Origin of the sequence: Cytobacillus spartinae, assembly GCF_042865285.1 — a bacterium.
Lineage (GTDB): Bacteria > Bacillota > Bacilli > Bacillales > Cytobacillaceae > Robertmurraya_A > Robertmurraya_A spartinae.
In genome coordinates this window covers 1-17,597 of record NZ_JBIACK010000027.1, presented here as the reverse complement: position 1 = coordinate 17,597, position 17,597 = coordinate 1, and the positions used below count along the sequence as shown (strand labels likewise).

General features: G+C 37.4%; 17 protein-coding genes, 1 tRNA gene, 2 rRNA genes, 1 other RNA gene and 1 other annotated feature. Of the genes, 5 read left to right on the top strand and 16 right to left on the bottom strand.

The features are described 5' to 3' along the window. The 8 genes from ACFYKX_RS26900 to tadA form a co-directional block, all read right to left on the bottom strand. Positions 1–109, bottom strand: a 16S ribosomal RNA gene (locus ACFYKX_RS26900); the annotation flags it as partial. A 264-nt stretch (positions 110–373) separates the two neighbouring features. After that, on the bottom strand, positions 374–637 hold the full coding sequence (locus ACFYKX_RS26895; protein WP_389365365.1) for a pro-sigmaK processing inhibitor BofA family protein: 264 nt from the start codon (positions 635–637) through the stop codon (positions 374–376). 78 nt (positions 638–715) lie between these two features. Beyond that, positions 716–937, bottom strand: a complete 222-nt coding sequence (locus ACFYKX_RS26890; protein WP_389365363.1) for a YaaL family protein — start codon at positions 935–937, stop codon at positions 716–718. A 13-nt stretch (positions 938–950) separates the two neighbouring features. Beyond that, a complete protein-coding gene (gene recR, locus ACFYKX_RS26885) occupies positions 951–1,547 on the bottom strand; it encodes a recombination mediator RecR (RefSeq protein ID WP_389365361.1) in 597 nt (198 codons plus the stop codon). Positions 1,548–1,559: 12 nt separating this feature from the next. Continuing rightward, entirely contained in the window at positions 1,560–1,880 is a 321-nt protein-coding gene (locus ACFYKX_RS26880; RefSeq protein WP_389365359.1) for a YbaB/EbfC family nucleoid-associated protein, read from the bottom strand. Positions 1,881–1,895: 15 nt separating this feature from the next. Next, positions 1,896–3,605: a DNA polymerase III subunit gamma/tau gene (dnaX, locus tag ACFYKX_RS26875; protein WP_389365357.1), complete on the bottom strand. Its 1,710-nt coding sequence runs from the start codon at positions 3,603–3,605 to the stop codon at positions 1,896–1,898. A gap of 383 nt (positions 3,606–3,988) precedes the next feature. Continuing rightward, positions 3,989–4,253: signal recognition particle sRNA large type (ffs, locus tag ACFYKX_RS26870), an RNA gene on the bottom strand. Positions 4,254–4,331: 78 nt separating this feature from the next. Then, positions 4,332–4,865 (bottom strand): tRNA adenosine(34) deaminase TadA, encoded by a 534-nt coding sequence (gene tadA / locus ACFYKX_RS26865; RefSeq protein ID WP_389365355.1) that lies wholly within the window; start codon positions 4,863–4,865, stop codon positions 4,332–4,334. Between the two features lie 179 nt (positions 4,866–5,044). On the opposite strand from tadA, the gene ACFYKX_RS26860 reads away from it, so the two are divergent. The 4 genes from ACFYKX_RS26860 (at position 5,045) to ACFYKX_RS26845 (ending at position 8,450) form a co-directional block, all read left to right on the top strand. Then, on the top strand, positions 5,045–5,584 hold the full coding sequence (locus tag ACFYKX_RS26860; protein WP_389365370.1) for an isochorismatase family cysteine hydrolase: 540 nt from the start codon (positions 5,045–5,047) through the stop codon (positions 5,582–5,584). Between the two features lie 93 nt (positions 5,585–5,677). Then, positions 5,678–6,964 carry a glycoside hydrolase family 18 protein gene (locus ACFYKX_RS26855; protein ID WP_389365353.1) on the top strand — a complete coding sequence of 429 codons (1,287 nt, stop codon included), beginning with the start codon at positions 5,678–5,680 and terminating at the stop codon, positions 6,962–6,964. Positions 6,965–7,146: 182 nt separating this feature from the next. Beyond that, positions 7,147–7,785, top strand: coding sequence for a deoxynucleoside kinase (locus ACFYKX_RS26850; protein ID WP_389365351.1), 639 nt, complete (start codon positions 7,147–7,149; stop codon positions 7,783–7,785). Beyond that, a complete protein-coding gene (locus ACFYKX_RS26845) occupies positions 7,782–8,450 on the top strand; it encodes a deoxynucleoside kinase (protein ID WP_389365349.1) in 669 nt (222 codons plus the stop codon). Before ACFYKX_RS26850 ends, ACFYKX_RS26845 begins: the two co-directional genes overlap by 4 nt. 127 nt (positions 8,451–8,577) lie before the next feature. Here ACFYKX_RS26845 and ACFYKX_RS26840 read toward each other — a convergent pair. From ACFYKX_RS26840 to guaB, 7 genes are all read right to left on the bottom strand, one after another. Beyond that, positions 8,578–8,670: transfer RNA gene (locus tag ACFYKX_RS26840), tRNA-Ser, on the bottom strand. A 107-nt stretch (positions 8,671–8,777) separates the two neighbouring features. Beyond that, the gene (gene serS / locus ACFYKX_RS26835; RefSeq protein ID WP_389365347.1) at positions 8,778–10,058 is read right to left on the bottom strand and encodes a serine--tRNA ligase; all 1,281 of its coding nucleotides are present in this window, start codon (positions 10,056–10,058) and stop codon (positions 8,778–8,780) included. A gap of 55 nt (positions 10,059–10,113) precedes the next feature. Then, positions 10,114–10,338, bottom strand: a binding site (T-box leader). 65 nt (positions 10,339–10,403) lie between these two features. Next, on the bottom strand, positions 10,404–10,979 hold the full coding sequence (gene pdxT / locus ACFYKX_RS26830) for a pyridoxal 5'-phosphate synthase glutaminase subunit PdxT (protein WP_389365368.1): 576 nt from the start codon (positions 10,977–10,979) through the stop codon (positions 10,404–10,406). A gap of 7 nt (positions 10,980–10,986) precedes the next feature. Then, positions 10,987–11,868 (bottom strand): pyridoxal 5'-phosphate synthase lyase subunit PdxS, encoded by an 882-nt coding sequence (gene pdxS, locus ACFYKX_RS26825; protein WP_389365345.1) that lies wholly within the window; start codon positions 11,866–11,868, stop codon positions 10,987–10,989. A gap of 279 nt (positions 11,869–12,147) precedes the next feature. Beyond that, on the bottom strand, positions 12,148–12,687 hold the full coding sequence (locus ACFYKX_RS26820) for a GNAT family N-acetyltransferase (RefSeq protein ID WP_389365343.1): 540 nt from the start codon (positions 12,685–12,687) through the stop codon (positions 12,148–12,150). 57 nt (positions 12,688–12,744) lie between these two features. Further along, the gene (locus ACFYKX_RS26815; RefSeq protein WP_389365366.1) at positions 12,745–14,040 is read right to left on the bottom strand and encodes a serine hydrolase; all 1,296 of its coding nucleotides are present in this window, start codon (positions 14,038–14,040) and stop codon (positions 12,745–12,747) included. A gap of 270 nt (positions 14,041–14,310) precedes the next feature. Further along, positions 14,311–15,777 carry an IMP dehydrogenase gene (gene guaB / locus ACFYKX_RS26810; RefSeq protein ID WP_389365341.1) on the bottom strand — a complete coding sequence of 489 codons (1,467 nt, stop codon included), beginning with the start codon at positions 15,775–15,777 and terminating at the stop codon, positions 14,311–14,313. 111 nt (positions 15,778–15,888) lie between these two features. Between guaB and ACFYKX_RS26805 the strand changes: the two genes are divergently transcribed. Then, the gene (locus ACFYKX_RS26805; RefSeq protein ID WP_389365339.1) at positions 15,889–16,845 is read left to right on the top strand and encodes a YaaC family protein; all 957 of its coding nucleotides are present in this window, start codon (positions 15,889–15,891) and stop codon (positions 16,843–16,845) included. Between the two features lie 625 nt (positions 16,846–17,470). Here ACFYKX_RS26805 and rrf read toward each other — a convergent pair. After that, positions 17,471–17,587, bottom strand: a 5S ribosomal RNA gene (rrf, locus tag ACFYKX_RS26800). Between the last annotated feature and the right edge of the window lie 10 nt (positions 17,588–17,597).

The following is a 17,597-nucleotide window of genomic DNA, read 5'->3' as shown; positions in this document are numbered from 1 at the left end:
CCCGTCCGCCGCTAAGATTCAAAAGCAAGCTTTTAAATCTTCGCTCGACTTGCATGTATTAGGCACGCCGCCAGCGTTCGTCCTGAGCCAGGATCAAACTCTCCAATAAAGAGTAAGATTAGCTCTTGTTTAAAACAATTTTAAAACTTACGTTGACGTATGATTTGTTTAGTTTTCAAAGAACAATCAATCGCTCAAGGCGACTTTAATAATATATCATCTCAGCAAGTTACTGTCAACAACTTATTAAAGTTTGTTGTGTTGTTCTTGCGACGACTTTTAATATATTATCATCATATCTTTTTTTGGTCAACACCTTTTTAAAAGTTTTTTTACAAAAAAAATTAGTCGCCCATTAAAAGCGACTTTTTTCTTAAATAACCCACATTTCAATAGCCACAAGAGCAAACATACCTGGGATGCCTAGAAAACCAGAAACAGCTGATGTCACTATGTTAATGGGAACATGAATTCCGAACTGGTTGCCGAAAGCATTTAGGAAGAATAAAAATAATGCCCCAATCAACAATTTCACAACCCCTTGTCCAACATATCTAACTGGTTTAAGTGGTGCGCCAACAAATAATAGTAGCAGAATCAAACCGCCCAATATAGAAATAACGATAATCGGTTCCACAAAAAAACCTCCTCTCCAAAACCTTGTACTTAAAGATATGTACAAGTTCTAAGAAAAATTCCTGGAGAGAAGGTGATTCTATCTATTACTACTATTTATATTTCTTTTCTTTGCTTCTTTGAAAAGATAAAAATATTTAGCCTCTGTTAGCTTTGCTTGGCAAATTACATCGTCAGAGGGATCAAAACTTTTTTCGATTAATGACTTTTGATTGTTCCAATCAATTCTTAGCTGATCTAGTTGATTTAAGAGCTTTTCGTCAAATTCTTTCCTTAACCAACCTTTTCTACGAAAAAACATGTTGATTCCTCCGTTATACTTCTCTTCTTCCTTCAAGCGCTTTTGATAACGTTACTTCATCAGCATACTCTAGATCTCCACCAACTGGTAGACCATGAGCGATTCTTGTAATCTTTATTCCTGATGGCTTTAGAAGTCGGGAGATGTACATGGCAGTAGCTTCCCCTTCAATATTAGGATTGGTAGCAAGAATAATTTCCTCAACAGTTTCGTCTTGCAGCCTTTTTAGTAAATCAGGAATATTAATATCTTCTGGCCCAATTCCATCCATCGGAGAGATAGCTCCATGCAAAACATGATAGAGTCCACTAAACTCCTTCATTTTTTCCATGGCAATAACATCCTTAGGATCTTGAACGACACAAATAATTGAGCGATCACGTCTTTGATCCTCACAAATATAGCAAGGGTCTTGGTCTGTAATATGCCCACAAACCGTACAATAACTTAGATTTCTTTTAGCATTTACTAAAGCTTTAGCAAAGTCTAATACTGTGTCTTCTTTCATACTTAACACAAAAAATGCCAGACGAGCGGCCGTTTTGGGGCCGATACCTGGCAATTTCATAAAGCTATCAATTAGCTTAGATATTGGTTCAGGATAATGCATTTATGTTTCCTCCTAGAACATTCCCGGAAGGTTCATACCTTTAGTGAATTGTCCCATTGTTTCGTTTGTTAGATCATCTGCTTTCTTTAATGCATCATTTGTTGCAGCAAGTACTAAATCTTGAAGCATCTCGATATCTTCTGGATCTACTACCTCTTCTTTGATTTTTACTTCTAGCACCTGTTTATGACCGGAAACGATCACTGTAACCATTCCGCCACCAGCTGATCCTTCGATTTGTTTGTTACCTAGGTCTTCTTGAGCCTCAGCCATTTTCTTTTGCATTTTTTGCATTTGTTTCATCATATTTTGCATATTGCCCATTCCACGCATAAATTCATTCCTCCATTAGTCTTTTATTTCTATTAGATCATTTCCAAATATTTTAATGGCTTCGGAAACAACTAATTCTTCATTTCCTTGTTCCTGTTCAAATCCTTCTTGCTCATTAGAATCATCTTTATGATTTCTTAAAAAGCCTTCGCGAATGCCATGCCACTGTTCATCCGGGACCCCTACAATTGCCATCGTTTGACCCGTTAGCTCTTTAATCAAATTGGAGAGCTCTGACAAAAACTTCGCATTGTCCATGGCCATTTGGCAGTGAATTTCATATTTAAATTTTATAATAAATGCACTTGTTGACGCAGCAACTGGCTCCGCTTCATTTAATAGAGCCGCCTGTGAGCGCATTTGATTATGAACAAGTCTATTTAACATATCTCCCCAACGGCTTTTAATCAAACTTAGATCTGATTTAGTAGCAGTCTTTAAAATTTCATTAATTTTACCTGCTGGTGCTTGATAGCCTGAACGAGATCGTCTTTGGGGTTGTTTTTGTTGTTGAGAAGGTTGACCTTCTTCATTAATGGTTACTCCATTTTGCTTTAGTTCTCTAAGTTGATCTTCTAGTTGGGATACCTTACTTTTTAACTCGTCAACTTCTTTAAAGCTAGTAGGTGATGTACCTACTTGTTCTAATTGACATAACTTTACGATAGCCACTTCTAAAAAAATTCTTGGATGATTGGTCCATTTCATTTCTTGTTGTGTCTTATTTAAAACCTCAATTAACTGGAATATCTCATCTTCGCTAATCGTTTCTGTAAGAGTTTTAAATTCTTCATCCAGTAACACTCTTTCAAAAGATTCCTCTAAATTAGGGGCTGTTTTGTATAAAAGCATATCTCTATAAAAAAGAATTAAGTCTTCTATAAACCTTGAAGGGTCTTTCCCTTGAAATAACAACTCATCTAGCACTTCAAGCCCCACTGCTACATTTTTCTCTTTAACTGCCAAAGATAGCTTGTTTAAGAATTGTTGAGACACAGCTCCTGTGACGGTTAGAGCGTCTTCAACCGTTACTTGATCCTGGCTAAAGGAAATCGCCTGGTCTAATAAGCTTAATGCATCACGCATTCCACCCTCTGCCGCACGTGCAATAACATGAAGAGCTTTTTCATCACAGTTTACTCCCGTTTCATTCACGATTAAATTCATTCTCTTAACGATTGACTGAGAAGAGATTCTTTTAAAATCAAATCGCTGACATCGAGAAATAATGGTAAGTGGAATTTTGTGTGGTTCTGTTGTTGCCAGGATGAATATGACATGTTTTGGTGGCTCTTCAAGGGTTTTAAGTAGTGCGTTAAATGCGCCGATAGATAACATATGAACTTCGTCTACGATGTAGACTTTATATTTAACGACACTTGGCGCAAACTTTACTTTATCTCGAATATCCCTTATTTCCTCTACGCCATTATTAGATGCAGCATCAATTTCAATAACATCTGAAATGGAGCCATCTGTTATCCCTCTGCAGGAAGCGCACTCATTACAAGGTTCGTTCGTAGGTGCTTTTTCACAGTTTACTGCTTTTGCCCATATTTTAGCGGCACTCGTTTTTCCTGTTCCTCGAGGTCCAGAGAAAAGATAAGCGTGCGAAATTTTCTGTTGAAGTAGGGCGTTTTGTAAAGTTTTAGTAACATGTTCTTGTCCGACGACATCGACAAATGATTGAGGACGCCAAACACGATATAAAGCTTGATAACTCACTGATACGCCCCCTTCTTAATATGGTCTTCCTTATTATAACGTAATTAATTTCTTTTTTACAAAGGCTCTTTTCGTAAACTTTGTTGCGATTTAATACTTTAAACTATTTTTAAACCTATTATGGTGCTGTTTTCTTTAATCTGCGAAAGAAAAGATGCCACGAAGTAGCACAGAATCTGTATGAAGCTATATACGAATAGCAACAATCAATGCGAAGAACAGCCTTTACAAAATGAAATACAACATTGTTTTAATTTTGAATATTAACCTATGTATGGATGTACAACTTTTCCTTTATTATCGTATGTGACATAAATTCATGCCCTATATAATGCAAAAAACCCATCCCAATAAAGAGATGAGTTTAATTATAGTAATAACTGCCGTGCACCTTCCTTCGACTGACGCCCATAAGCGTTACTTAAGCAGTTAGCTCGGCCCAGGCAACCCTGCGGCACATGGGAGAGTCCACTTAATGCTGCTTCCTTCCGGACCTGACATAGTTCATGGATTCCCATTGCGCAGGACCCAGGCGTCAACACCACTTACTTAAGGCAGACCCTACAGGACACCAGCCTCAGGAAGGGATTCAGCCTCGCTAGAGCGGATTGCGAGTACAGGGCACCGCTACCTCCCCGCCTAGCACGGCAAAGTTGATACCATATTAGTATGTGTCATCGTCGACACAAATATAAGTATACCGACTCTGGTTTAAAATTGCAATGCTTATTCCCTGTCAATTCCTGTATGCTGTTCCAACTGGGCTTGTTTCCGTAACTTTTTTTCCTGCTTTTTTCTTTCCCTTAGGTGGCTGAAAAAGTTAGATAACAGCTGACCACACTCATCTTCTAGCACTCCTGAAAGGACTTCACTTTGATGATTAAACCGGTCATCTTGGAGTAAATTCATAAATGTACCGGCACATCCGCCTTTAGGATCCTTTGCACCATACACAACCCTCTTTACTCGAGACATAATAATGGCTCCTGCACACATAGGACAAGGCTCTAATGTAACATATAAAACTGCATCTTCTAATCTCCATGTTCCTAATGCTTTACAAGCCTGATTAATTGCTAAAAGCTCCGCATGTGCAATTGCATTTTGCTCTGTTTCCCTTAAGTTATAGCCACTTGCAATTACTTTGCCATCTAATACCACAACAGCACCAATGGGGACTTCGTCGATTGCTTCCGCTTTCTTTGCTTCTTTAATGGCTAAATCCATAAAGTATTCGTCTGTCCCTACTTCAAACAACATGAACTTGTCTCCCCTAGATATTTTTGTTGATCAGTTATTGAAATCATTATGTATAGAAACGGTTCTTTTCCACAGTCTAACAGTTAAGCTAGTTAAGCTTTTCGTTATCATTTCTTTAAAATAACCTTTATATGAAAAGTAACCTTCCCCTTACCAAACAAATTCGATAGGAGGAAGCAATCATGCATAAGAGTAAAGCTTTATTGATTATTGATATGATTAATCCCTTTGATTTTGAGAAGGGTGATATTTTAGCAGAGAAAGCGAACACCATTTCAAAACCAATCAAGAAGTTAAAAGATCAGTTTAATAAGGAAAATAAACCGGTCATCTTTATTAATGACCATTATAATCTTTGGCAAGCAAACTTACATAAAATCATTGACCTTTGTACGAATGAACAGAGTAAATCTGTTATTGAAACTATACACCCTTCGGAAAAAGATTATTTTTTAATAAAGCCTAAACACTCTGCCTTTTATGGAACGGCCCTTAATACTTTACTTCATCATTTAAACGTAAAGTCACTGATTATGACAGGTGTTGCCGGCAATATATGTGTCTTGTTTTCTGCAAACGATGCTTACATGCGTGAGTTTGAGATTCATGTGCCTAGCAATTGTATTGCCTCTGTAAGTGATGACGATAATACGTACGCTCTAAGAATGATCAAGAATGTCTTGAAAGGAAAAATAAATCCCTTACATGAAACATCATAATATTTAAATTTCCAACAAAGAAATCATAACATATCTCTTCCATTTCCCTCATAGAATGTTTGTAGCGTTCATCCGTCTTAAGGAGGGAAAAATATGCAAATTCATGTTGTTCAACAGGGGCAATCGTTATTTAGTATTGCTCAAACATACGGTTCTACAGTTAATGATATTGTAGAAGCAAATGAGATACCCAATCCGAATAATTTAGTTGTCGGGCAAACCATTGTCATTCCCATCGTGGGTAGGTTTTATTTTGTTCAGCCAGGTGACACTCTAACCACCATCGCAAGAAGATTTAATATACCAGTAAATGAATTAGCTACTATAAATGCCATTTCTCCTAACCAATCACTTCAAGTAGGATTTCGTCTTTATATCCCTGAGCGTCCTGAAACAGATGTCGAATTCAATGCATATGTCGAGCCAAGAGGAACGACAGTAGCACCAGCATTAGAGGAAGCAGCTAGAGATGCAGCACCGTACTTAACTTATTTAGCACCTTTTAGCTTTCAAGCACTTAGAGACGGATCATTAAAAGAACCATTGTTAAATAACTTTCCAGCGATAGCAAGAGCTAATAATAATGTGCTTATGATGGTTATTACGAATCAAGAAAATGATCAATTTAGTGACGAACTAGGTCGAATTTTATTAAATGATATGACAGTCCAGAACAGATTTTTAGACAACATCGTTGCTGCTGCAAAAAAATATGGCTTTAAAGATATTCATTTTGATTTAGAGTACCTTCGACCAGCAGATCGGGAAGCCTACAATACTTTTTTACGAAAAGCAAAAGCACGGTTTGAAAAAGAAGGATGGCTGCTTTCAACAGCTTTAGCTCCAAAAACAAGTGCTACACAACAGGGGGCTTGGTATGAAGCGCATGACTACAAAGCCCACGGCGAGATTGTAGACTTCGTTGTTATCATGACTTACGAGTGGGGATATAGCGGTGGACCCGCTCAGCCTGTTTCTCCAATAGGTCCTGTACGTGATGTTCTTGAGTATGCATTAACGGAAATGCCTGGTTCAAAGATTATGATGGGGCAAAATTTATACGGCTATGATTGGACGCTCCCTTTTGTCCAAGGTTCTATCGCTAAAGCAGTTAGTCCGCAGCAAGCAATTCAAATTGCAGCGCAAAACAATGTTTCCATTCAGTATGATACAAAAGCACAGGCTCCATTTTTTAACTATGTGGATGCGGAAGGGAAGAGACATGAAGTCTGGTTTGAAGATGCAAGGTCTATACAAGCAAAGTTCGATCTGATTAAGGAGCTCAATCTTCGAGGGATGAGCTATTGGAAACTAGGATTATCATTCCCTCAAAACTGGCTCCTGATTGTTGACAATTTTAATGTGGTAAAAAGAGCATAGAAAACTTTCTTCGGTAGCTGTTATTTTAGCAGCTACTTTTTTTATTTTAAATTCAGTTTCAATATCGAAATATACCATATCCCTTCCATACGATAGTGTGATAAAATAAAATTTGTGTCGAAAAAAGTAATATAATCCTTTACACATATAGATAGAAGCTTGATAGATAGGGAGGATAAGCAATGTTGGAAACACCTTTTATTACAGTAGAGGGGCCAATTGGTGTAGGGAAAACATCCCTTGCCAAAGAAATTTCCGATCACTACAAATTTGCTTTATTAAAAGAAATAGTAGATGAGAACCCCTTCTTAGGTAAATTTTACGAAAACATAGAGGAATGGAGTTTTCAAACCGAAATGTTTTTTCTATGTAATCGTTACAAACAATTAGGGGATATTCACGGTAAATTCCTCAAACAACAAAAACCAGTTGTTGCCGATTACCATATATTCAAAAACCTCATTTTTGCACAGAGAACTCTCAATTCTGATGAATATGAAAAATATCATGAAGTCTATCAAATTCTGACTGGTGATATGCCTAAACCAAATGTCATTATTTATCTACATGCTAGTCTTGATACTTTACTTAAAAGAATTAAGTTACGCGCTCGCGAAATTGAAAAAAATATCAGTCCCTTATACTTAGAACAATTATCGATTGATTATGAACATGCAATGACAGAGTATGAGAAACAACATCCAGAAGTACCTGTTTTAAGGTTTAATGGTGACGAATTAGATTTTGTGAGAAGTAAAGAAGATTTAAATTACATTATGAATCGTTTATCAACGTCATTAAAGAGGAGTATACAATCATGAATCTTAGACTTAAATACGGGATTCCATCTAACTCGGTGATTACGATAGCTGGAACTGTTGGTGTTGGGAAATCAACGATGACAAATGCACTAGCGAACTCTTTAGGCTTTCGTACTTCTTTTGAAAAAGTAGATACGAACCCCTACTTAGATAAATTTTATGCTGATTTTAATCGCTGGAGCTTCCACCTGCAGATTTATTTCCTTGCAGAGCGATTTAAAGAGCAAAAGCGTATTTTTGAATATGGTGGAGGGTTTATCCAAGACCGCTCTATTTATGAGGACACTGGAATATTCGCCAAAATGCATAACGAAAAAGGAACGATGTCACAAGTGGATTATGAGACATACACGAGCCTTTTTGAAGCAATGGTGATGACACCTTATTTCCCACATCCTGATCTTCTTATTTACTTAGAAGGATCATTAGATGATATCCTTTCCCGCATTAAGGAAAGAGGACGTCCGATGGAACAACAAACGCCGATTGAATATTGGGAAGAAATGCATAGACGATATGAGAACTGGATCAACTCCTTTAATGCTTGCCCAGTACTTCGTATCAATATTAACGATTACGATATTATGGAAGACGAGTCGTCCATAGAACCAGTAGTTGAACGAATTTCTCATTTCTTAAGACAAACTCAGCTTCTAAAAAAATAATTAGAAAAAAGTCGCCTCACTGAGAAGGCGACTTTTTTGTTCAGTATTTTTTTTATAAAAAATAAAAAAATTCGCTACACATGTGCAACGAATTTGTATCTCCAGATAATATGCGCTTTTATGTAAATGGAGGAGGTAGAGGGATTCGAACCCCCGCGCGGTTTGACCCGCCTGTCGGTTTTCAAGACCGATCCCTTCAGCCGGACTTGGGTATACCTCCGCATCGACAAGATATAATATATCATGTATCTAATAGCAAGTCAACATTATTTGAAAATATTTTTTAGAGCGGGAAAATCCCGCTCCAGATAAGGATTTACCGATAAATTACTTAGCTTTAATCACTTCACGATTCCCCATGTAAGGTCTTAAAACTTCAGGGATTACAACACTTCCATCCGCTTGTTGATAGTTCTCTAAGATGGCTGCAACAGTTCTTCCGATTGCTAATCCAGAGCCATTTAATGTATGAACATGCTCTGGTTTCCCTTTCGGCTCACGACGGAATCGAATATTCGCACGACGAGCTTGGAAGCTCTCAAAGTTACTGCAAGAAGAAATTTCACGGTAAGTGCCATAGCTAGGGATCCATACTTCAATGTCATATTTTTTCGCTGCTGTAAATCCTAGATCTCCTGTACACATGCTCATAACGCGGTAAGGAAGGCCTAGTAATTGAAGTACCTTTTCAGCATGGCCCGTTAATTTTTCTAACTCATCATAAGAGTCTTCCGGTTTAACAAACTTCACTAATTCTACTTTGTTAAATTGATGCTGACGAATTAATCCGCGAGTATCACGGCCAGCAGATCCTGCTTCAGAACGGAAACAAGCACTGAATGCAGCATAATTAATTGGTAACTCATCAATAGTTAATATTTCTTCACGGTGCATATTTGTTACTGGTACTTCTGCCGTTGGAATTAAGAAGTAGTCTTCACTCTCAATTAAGAATGCATCTTCTTCAAACTTAGGTAGCTGTCCCGTACCAACCATGCTCGTTCTATTTACCATGTAAGGAGGCAACACTTCTTGGTACCCATGCTCTTCCGTATGAAGGTCAAGCATGAAGTTAAACAATGCTCTCTCCAATCTTGCACCTAATCCTTTGTAAAATACAAAGCGGCTCCCTGTTACTTTCCCAGCACGTTCAAAATCTACGATTCCAAGTCCATCCGCTACATCCCAATGAGGCTGCACTTCAAAATCAAAGCTAGGAATCTCACCCCATTTACGTGCCTCTACATTATCGTCTTCCGTCTCCCCAACTGGTACACTTTCATGTGGAATATTAGGAATGCTTAAGAGTAAGTTCTCAAGCGTTTCTTCTACCACACGTAATTCATCATCTAACTCTTTAATTCTGTCTCCTACTTCACGCATTTCAGTGATAAGGTGATCAGCATCTTGTTTTTCTCTTTTTAACGTCGCAACCTGTTGAGATACTTCGTTTCTTTTACTTTTTAATTGCTCAGCTTCTAAAATAAGCTCTCTACGTTTCACATCTAAATCTTCGAACTTACCTAAATCGGTTAAGTCCTCTCCACGGTGTTGAAGTTTAGCTTTTACTTCTTCAAAGTTTGCACGAAGCAATTTAATGTCTAACATTTCTTTTTCCTCCTAATGATTTTTCCTCTAGAATACAAAAAACTCCCGTCCCCAAAAAAGGGACGAGAGTTAACCCGCGTTGCCACCCTAGTTAAAAGTAAATAGTTTACTTTCCACCTTAAATCAATAACGGGTTTTACCCGGAAGCATTTACTTACCCGTTAAGGGGTTCCACACTTCGCTCAAGGATGGATTCACAAGTAACATTCACCGGTTCACACCAACCACCGGCTCTCTTTGGAATGAAAATCTTGCTACTAGTTCCTATCAATACTTTCTTATATAGGGAATTTTGTTAATTAATTTACTATAATCTTGTTCAAAAAGCAACAACATTATTCGGATTTATTTTGCTTCTTTTACCATATTAATAAAATACTGTGTAATTCTATGGTCATCTGTTAGCTCTGGATGAAAAGAACATCCTAAGAAGTTGCCTTCACGAGCCATTACAATGCGTTCATTATGCTTAGCAAGTACCTCTACATCTTCTCCTGCTTGTACAATGTGAGGAGCACGAATAAATACAGCATTATAATCGTTTGCTACACCCGCAATATCTAGATCAACCTCAAAGCTTTCTCGTTGACGCCCAAAAGAGTTTCTTTCGACCGTCACGTCCATTGCTCCTATATGTGGTTGATCATAACCAACGAGATTTTTTGCTAGCAAGATTAATCCAGCACACGTTCCGAACATAGGCTTCCCAGACTGAGCAAACTCCTTAAGGCTATCCATAAAATCATATTTATCAATGAGTCGGCGCATCGCAGTACTTTCACCGCCAGGCATAATTAAGCCAGCAACCTCTTCTAGCTGCTCTTTACGCTTTATCACGACAGCTTCAGCTCCACACGCCTCAATGGACTGTGCGTGCTCACGAACAGCACCCTGGAGCCCTAAAACACCAATCTTAATCATCGTACGATTACCAGCCACGCTCTTGCATACGAGCTTCAGGCGCTAATGAAGAGATTTCGATCCCTTTCATAGGAGTTCCTAGCTCTTTAGATAGCTCAGCAATTAGTTTGTAATCTTGGTAGTGAGTTGTTGCCTCAACGATTGCTCTAGCAAATTTAGCAGGGTTTTCTGACTTGAAGATACCTGAACCAACGAAGACTCCGTCAGCCCCTAATTCCATCATTAACGCCGCATCAGCAGGAGTTGCTACTCCACCTGCCGCAAAGTTTACTACTGGAAGACGACCATGTTGTTTGATTTCTAATAGAAGCTCAAAAGGTGCTCCTAATAATTTTGCTTCAGTCATGATTTCATCTTCGCTCATGCTCACTAATTTACGAACTTGAGCATTTACTTTACGCATATGACGAACCGCTTCAACAATGTTTCCTGTTCCCGGTTCACCTTTTGTACGTAACATAGAAGCTCCTTCACCAATACGACGAGCTGCTTCTCCTAAATCACGGCAACCACATACAAATGGTACTGTAAAGTCACGCTTGTACAGGTGATACTCTTCATCAGCAGGAGTTAATACTTCACTCTCATCTATGTAATCTACGCCCATAGCTTCTAAAATTCGTGCTTCAACAATATGGCCGATACGCGCTTTTGCCATAACCGGAATAGAAACTGCACCCATAACCTCTTCCATGATACGAGGATCTGCCATTCTAGCTACTCCACCAGCTGCACGAATGTCAGAAGGTACTCTTTCTAATGCCATTACTGCAACAGCACCTGCTTCTTCTGCAATCTTAGCTTGTTCTGCATTTACAACGTCCATGATAACGCCGCCTTTTTGCATTTCGGCCATACCACGCTTAACTCGATCTGTACCTGTTTTCATATACTTTTATCCCCCTTCAGTAATACCATCTACATTCGATAGTAAAATTATGATTTGAATTGAATTTGCTAAAAAAAGGAAAGTATAACTAATTCAATCGGAATTATTAGTTTCCCTAATGAAAAATAAACAATAAAAAGGAACTTCTGTCAAGGTAATAAAAAGGAACAAAACCCTTCATCCTAATTCCCTCAAATGCTTTTTACACATTCTACTTATTATAGCAAAAAAATGAATCTATGCAGTACCTCTATATTAGTTTGCACCGAAAGGTACTAATCAAATCTTTTGCTTTTTACAAAGCCACTCATCCTCTAGTATACTCATCTCCCATAAACTCCAATATTCATTCCCCATTTTCCTCGAATCTCTCAGTAATCCTTCTTTTATAAAACCTACTCTTTCATAACAAGCAATGGCAGAATGATTAAAATCAAACACTCCTAGACTAACCCTATGTAAATTTAACTTCCCAAACGCAATATTTAATATTTCTTCCAACATTTTTTGGCCTATGCCTTGTCCTCTAACAGACTTACTACCAACTAACACTTTCCCTATCCGTGCAGATTTATTTCTTCGATCTATCTGTGCTAGGGAGATATGTCCGATAGTCTCTCCTGTGTTAAGATCGACAACTTTATATACATAACTACTAGAATTATCTTGATTTGTCCCTTCTATATAGACCTCTAGCTGCTCTTCAGTAAGGGGGAACTCGAAGAAAGGTCCAGCCCACTGAAGCAAAAACTCCGGAGATTCAATCCAATCTATAAGTTGTTTAAAATCCGATCTTTCGAAATATTGTAGGTTAATCATGGAAATCCTCCTTTTTAAAAAAAGACCCCGGTATAAAATACCGAGATCATCTATTTCTTAGAACCATCCACTTACTGTAGATGAAATGCCACCCCACAGATTTCCAAAGAAACCGCCAATGCCGCGCATCATCAGCACGAACCAATTTGCCTTTTCTACATCCTGTGTAGCCACAACATCTACAATAATATTATTTTTTCCTTCTTCAGTTAAAAATCCAAGGTCTTCTCCTTCTCCAGGCTCAATGGTTAGATAACCCACTTTATCACCTTTTTTAACAGGAGCAGTAAGTTCCCCTTCATCATTTAATTTCTTTTCATCAAGAACTAATACAGTTTTATAATTTTCCTTTTCTCCATTTTTGATCACCATATTAATAGGGTCTTTAGTAGAGATTTTAACTGTATCTTCTTTTCCTTTAACTACTGGTAGCTTATCGTTTCCTTTAACTACAAAGTTCTCAGGTACTATTTCTTCCTCAGCAAAATTGCTAAAAGCATAATCTAAAATCTTTCTTGTTTCTGAAAAACGCTCATCCTTATTAGCGGCTTTCATCACTACTGAAATGAACCTTTGTCCATTTCTTTCAGCTGTGGCTGTAAACCCAGCACCTGCAAAATCCGTTGATCCTGTTTTTAATCCATCAACACCCTCGTATTGATAAATTAATGTCGGCAGCATCCAATTAAAGTTCTTATATTCTCTACCATCACGAAACTTAAGAACAGGCATCTTCGCTGTATCTAATACTTCTGGATAGTCATTTATTAAGTGATATGCTAATTTTGCCGTTGCACGTGCAGACATAATATTTTCTTCATCTTGGTTTCCTGCTGGGTGGTTTCCAAGTAAACTGCTGTTATTTAATCCAGAAGAGTTTACAAACTTGTAGTCCTTCAAGCCAAGTTCTTCTGCTTTTTGGTTCATTAAGGTAACAAAATTCTTTTCTGACCCTGAAATCAACTCTGCTAGTGCAACCGTTGCTGCATTACCGGAGTGGATAGCCATGGCTTGGTACAACTCAGTTACTGTGTACTCTTCTCCTTGAGTCAACCCAACATTTGAAAGTCCCGGAGCAGCTGATAATTTATGCACATATTCATTTATCTTAACTTTTTGGTCCCAAGTAATTTTCTCATTAGCAATGGCTTCAAGAACCAAATATTCTGTCATCATTTTAGCCATGGACGCAACACCAAGTACTGTATCCGGATTTTTCGCATATAGAATTTTACCCGTTTCCGCATCCAATAGTATGGCTGCTTCAGCCTTTAACCCAAGTGGATCATTAGCGTTAGCGGTTTGTGAATTCATGGAAAAAACAGTAGCAAAACTTATGAAAAGGATAATCATCCACAATGAGAGTTTTTTATAATACGACAATGAACTTACCTCCAGATGTTTTTATTCTAGTAAATCTAGTTCTTATTCTTTTGTCAGATAAAATAAAGCATTTAACTGAATACGAACATTGTTCATTCACTCTAGTAATATATCTATTATCTTAAATGTTAAAGCATGGATGGATTTTTTACTTGTACAGTTTACCATAAAAAAAATAAAAAAAATAGACAGAGAATCGACCCTCTGCCTATTGTAATTATAGGTAATTTTACATATTTTTTAGGATAGTGAATAGTTTGGAGCCTCTTTTGTAATCTGAACATCGTGTGGGTGACTCTCTCTTAATCCAGCCCCAGTCATTCTAATAAATTGAGCATTTTCTCTCAATTCTTGTAAATCTTTTGTTCCACAATAGCCCATACCAGCACGTAAACCACCAACTAGCTGATAGATTGTATCTGCCAATGGACCTTTGTATGCAAGTCTTCCTTCAATACCTTCTGGAACAAATTTTTTATTTTCTTCTTGGAAATAACGATCTTTTGAACCTTTTTCCATTGCTCCTACAGAACCCATCCCTCTATAGACTTTAAATCTACGACCTTGGAATATTTCTGTTTCTCCTGGACTCTCAGTAACGCCTGCTAGCATGCTTCCTAACATAACCGCGTGTCCACCTGCTGCTAGTGCTTTTACGATGTCTCCGGAATATTTGATACCACCATCAGCAATAATTGCCTTACCATGCTTTCTTGCTTCCGTCGCACAGTCATAAACTGCAGTGATTTGCGGTACGCCAACTCCTGCTACGACACGAGTTGTACATATAGAACCTGGTCCAATCCCAACTTTAACCACATCTGCTCCTGCTTCATATAACTCTCTAGTAGCTTCGGCAGTTGCCACATTTCCTGCAATAATCGCTAAGTCAGGGAAAGTAGCTCTAATTTCTCTTACAGTTGATAGAACCCCTTGAGAATGTCCATGAGCTGTATCTACCACAATAACATCCACCTGTGCTTTAGCCAGCATTTCTACTCGCTTTAATGTATCGTTTGTTACCCCTACAGCCGCACCAACTAAAAGACGGCCCTTCTCATCTTTCGCTGAGTTAGGGAACTCGATCACTTTTTCTATATCTTTTATTGTAATTAGTCCCTTTAGAACACCTGAATCATCTACAAGAGGCAGCTTTTCAATTTTATACTTTTGTAGAATGCTTTCTGCTTCCTCTAAGGTTGTCCCAACGGGAGCTGTAACTAGATTTTCTTTTGTCATTACATCGGAGATTTTAATCGAGTAGTCTTGTATAAAGCGAAGGTCTCTGTTTGTAAGTATGCCAACAAGCTTTCTCTCTTCTTCATCATTTACAATTGGAACACCAGAAATACGGTATTTCCCCATTAGATGTTCTGCGTCAAACACTTGATGATCAGGAGTTAGGAAAAATGGATCAGAAATTACTCCACTTTCAGATCTTTTAACTTTGTCTACTTGTTCAGCTTGTTGTTCAATGGACATATTCTTATGAATAATCCCAATTCCACCTTGTCTAGCCATAGCAATAGCCATTTCAGCTTCGGTGACCGTGTCCATTCCAGCACTAATGATTGGAATATTCAATTTCACCTTTTCTGTCAATTGAACTTGAAGATTAACATCTCTAGGAAGCACTTCTGATTTTGCAGGTACCAATAAAACATCATCAAAGGTTAATCCTTCTTTAGCAAACTTATTTTCCCACATATTTTGACCCCCTACACTCGAAAATATTATTAGTAGGTTATCAATTGGATAAACTACTGTCAAGCAGTGTTTAATAAGTTAGAGTTTTCTAATTATTTCGGAGGTATGTTTGTGATTTATCCTTTTAACGGCTGGAACTCATTTTCTTTATTTTTTTCTGCAAGCTCTACCCAAGGTTATTTAAAAAAATGTTACCAATCTCAACATATTGAAGATGCTGAACACAAGAGTTATGAAAATTGTTACCCATTTATATATTACTTAGAACATGGCCAGATTTACTACGAACAAGCACAAAAATGTCCTCTAATTATCCAGCCTACCTTACTTTTTTATGGGCTAGTTCATTTAATAAAAGCATGCATATTAACAGTTGATCCTAACTATCCAGAAACCACCTCTGTTCTAGCTCACGGGGTCTCTACCCGAAAAAGAAAAAAACAACAATATTTATTTTTTGAGGATGAAGTAAAGTTTCAAAAAAGTGGTCTGTTTCCTTTCATGTCTGAACAATTGTTTCACATGAAACAATTAGAAGGAGATAAGACTACCATGAATAGTCTATTTCAACACGTGCCCGAACTAAATGGATTATTTGTAGAACTTGAAGGGAAGAAGACCTTTGCAGAGGTTAAGCAGGATGGAAACCAGTTTGCAATTTCAACTGAAGTCCTAGATTTCTTTCACATGACAGAAGATAGATTCATCGATTATTTTAAATCCAAGACACTTGCTCCATCCGCATTCATCAAAAAAGAGGATGATTACTTATCATTTGAAATCGAGAAGAGAAATCCTTCTCAATTCAATCCTCTTAAATATGATACAAACAAACAAACCTTTACCTTGCCTTTAACAAAAGATGATCTATTACAGTACCATGAAATTATGGTTCATTATCTCCTACTTTATAATTTAAGTATGATTGCCCGCTATGAGACAGAATGGTGGAGCGAACTTGTTAAAACAATGCCGAATAGAGATTTTCCCTTTATTCAAACATTTTTAAATATCTCACTTACAAAAGGTCCATTTTTAATATATCAATATTTGATGGGTAAGAAATAAAGGGAATAGACTTTTTAGAGCACCTTTCAGTTATTAGGTGCTTTTGTGTTTGGAGGTTGCAAAGCATTTTAGGAGGGGTGCATAAATTTAACAGGGAAATCAGTAGAATAATTTTTCCTAATCATTATGAGCGAGAATGAGATGTATGGTTTTAGCTAATATGTAAGTAACTATATGTTACACGGGGAATTTATCGCTTAAATCTTACTTTTATTTGCCTATATACGGTTGAACCTAGCTTGTACTTTTCTTTCACTCATAACATTAGAAATTCAGTTATATGTTTTGAGTTTCATGAATTTATGTATATTATGTTTAAAAGATTAACCCGATTTTGTGACAAATACACATAAATTTGTGACAAACGTGCATATATTCTTAATTTCGTGCATATCTCTTCTGATTTCGTGCATATATTTTCTTTTTTGTATCATATAAGTATAAATTTCGTTCTTTTCCTAATGCGTTAAGAAGTGTTGATCAAATTTAATTATGAAATGACGAGAAAAAGTATGAAGAAACCTTAAAACTACTCTCTAATTATTTATTTGGTTAAGGATTTAGATAGAAAATCCACTTAAAAAACACAAAAAACGAGTATCCTCATCAGATACTCGTTTACATTGCCTGGCGACGTCCTACTCTCACAAGGGGACAGCCCCTAACTACCATTGGCGCTGAGAAGCTTAACTTCCGTGTTCGGTATGGGAACGGGTGTGACCTTCTCGCCATCATCACCAGACTATTTAATT